Genomic DNA, 2,090 nt, shown 5'->3' with positions numbered 1-2,090 from the left:
CTGCTTCTGCCTCGGCATTGATAGCGTCCTGCATGGTTCCGCCGTCGATTGGAAAATAGCCCGGGCGTTGCCAGCGTGCGCCAGCCTCATACATGACAGCGCCATGTTTTTTGTTCCATTCGGTAATTGGTGTATGCCTGAAGGGAAGAACAACGTTGCCATTCCGTTGTCCAGCAATGGCACCAAAATCTACCGGTGTGAAAGGAGAGCGGAAGGTAGTTGTTCCAATATCTCCGGGGCTTTTATTGCTGACTTCAGCCATGTGTCCAATGATATTGACGTTGCCTGTTTTGCCCTGATCAATACCCATGCCTGCAGTGGTATAGCGTTTTACATGCTCGACAGTGTCAAAGCCCTCGCGCATGGCAATGCCGATATCATCAAGTGTGACATCATTCTGAATATCGACAAAAGCCTTATCGCCGGGTTTAAGGCCGTCAACATGCCAAAGCGGTTGCAGATTGTAATCAGCCACTGAATCTATTTTGGGCATCGTCATGGCAGGATTGGTAAACCCATATTCTGCAAGGCTGGTGGTAATTTTTACTGTAGTTTCCGCGATGGCATCAACTATATTCATCTTGCCATCAGCCGCACCTATGCTCACGACTTTTTGCATTGGCTTGTCTGGAACAAAACTGGCCAAATCATCATCATAGGCAAGGGAGCCGCGCGATTGCGAGAATAGATGCACAGCCGGATTCCACCCCCCAGATATGGCTAATAGGTCACAATCAAGGCGTGTTGTTTTGCCATCTGCATCACTGATACTGATAGCATTGAGATGTTTGGCGCCATGCGCAGTAGTTATCTGATGCATTGCATGTATGGGTATATCAAGTCCGTCCTTTTCCGCGCCAATGCTATCTAATGGGCGGCTATCGATAATAGCAACGACATCCTTTTTAGCAGTCTGAAGATCATGTGCCAGTGCGTAGGCGCTGCTATTATTAGTAAAAATAACGATACGGCGACCAGGCGTTACAGCAAATTCATTGACATAACGCTGCACAGCTGACGCCAACATTATCCCCGGTCGGTCATTATTGGCAAATATAAGATTTCGTTCAATCGCGCCAGTGGCAAGGACAACCTGATTTACCCTGACTTTCCAACCTCGCTGGAAAACGTGATCTGCAGCAGGATTACGTTCTGTTACCAGAAGCTGATTATCCTCTCGATAGCCCCAAGCGGTAGCATCTTGAAGAATGGTGACGTCTGGATTGGCATCAAGCTCGGCAATGATATCCGTGACCCAATCATGCGCTGGTTTACCATTAATTAGGGTCTGACTTTTCCGCAAATAGCCGCCTAGGTGAAGGTGATCATCAACAAGCATTACCCGCGCTCCGCTTCGACTGGCAATCAGCGCTGCAAGTAATCCGCAGGCACCGCCGCCAACAATAAGAATGTCGCCATACCAATAGCGTGTTTCATAATGCTGATCCGGAATGCGGTCATCAGGTGCTGCCGCAAGACCTGCGGCTCGGCGAATTGATGGCTCAAAAAAATGCCAGTTTGGCCACATGAAGGTCTTGTAATAAAACCCTGCTGGTAAGAAACGTGAGAAGAGCTGGTTAATGCCCATCAGATCAAAATTGGGTGATGGCCAGCAATTGACCGATTTGGCACGCAGACCGTCAGATAATTGCACCGTGGTTGCTGCGTGATTTCCAGCTGCATTTTCACCAAGTAGCTCGACAAGACAGGATGGTTCTTCAACACCTGCACCCATGATGCCACGAGGGCGATGATATTTAAATGAGCGGGCTGTTAGAAACACGCCATTTGCAAGCAATGCCGAGGCTAGCGTATCCCCTTCAAATCCAAAATATATCTTATTGTTGAATTCAAATTTAATGGATTTTGAGCGGTTGATAGCGCCGCCTGTTGAATGCCGGAAAGGTTGCTGCGTCATATGCTTTTCTCATCGGCTTTGACTACATTATGCGTGACCGTGTGACGGTTGACAGTAAACCATTTGCCACAGCCCTTTGCGTGCCACCATTTTTCTTCAACATAGCCAATCGGGTTAACAGATACTGTAAGCCAGTCAACCCATTCTGTATCGCTGATGCTGTCGTCAGGAC

The 2,090-nt window shown here is 48.2% G+C and carries 2 protein-coding genes; both read right to left on the bottom strand.

The genetic code is table 11. The annotated features are described in order from the left end of the window. The coding region (locus ABNT28_RS10930) for a 2Fe-2S iron-sulfur cluster-binding protein (protein WP_348721615.1) at window positions 1-1,918 on the bottom strand (1,918 nt) is incomplete at its 3' end. Then, entirely contained in the window at window positions 1,915-2,076 is a 162-nt protein-coding gene (locus tag ABNT28_RS10925; RefSeq protein WP_348721616.1) for a sarcosine oxidase subunit delta, read from the bottom strand. The genes ABNT28_RS10930 and ABNT28_RS10925, both read right to left, overlap by 4 nt. Window positions 2,077-2,090 lie beyond the last annotated feature (14 nt).

This window comes from uncultured Candidatus Puniceispirillum sp., assembly GCF_963979125.1.
Taxonomy (GTDB): domain Bacteria; phylum Pseudomonadota; class Alphaproteobacteria; order Puniceispirillales; family Puniceispirillaceae; genus Puniceispirillum.
This window is presented reverse-complemented; position numbering and strand designations above follow the sequence as displayed.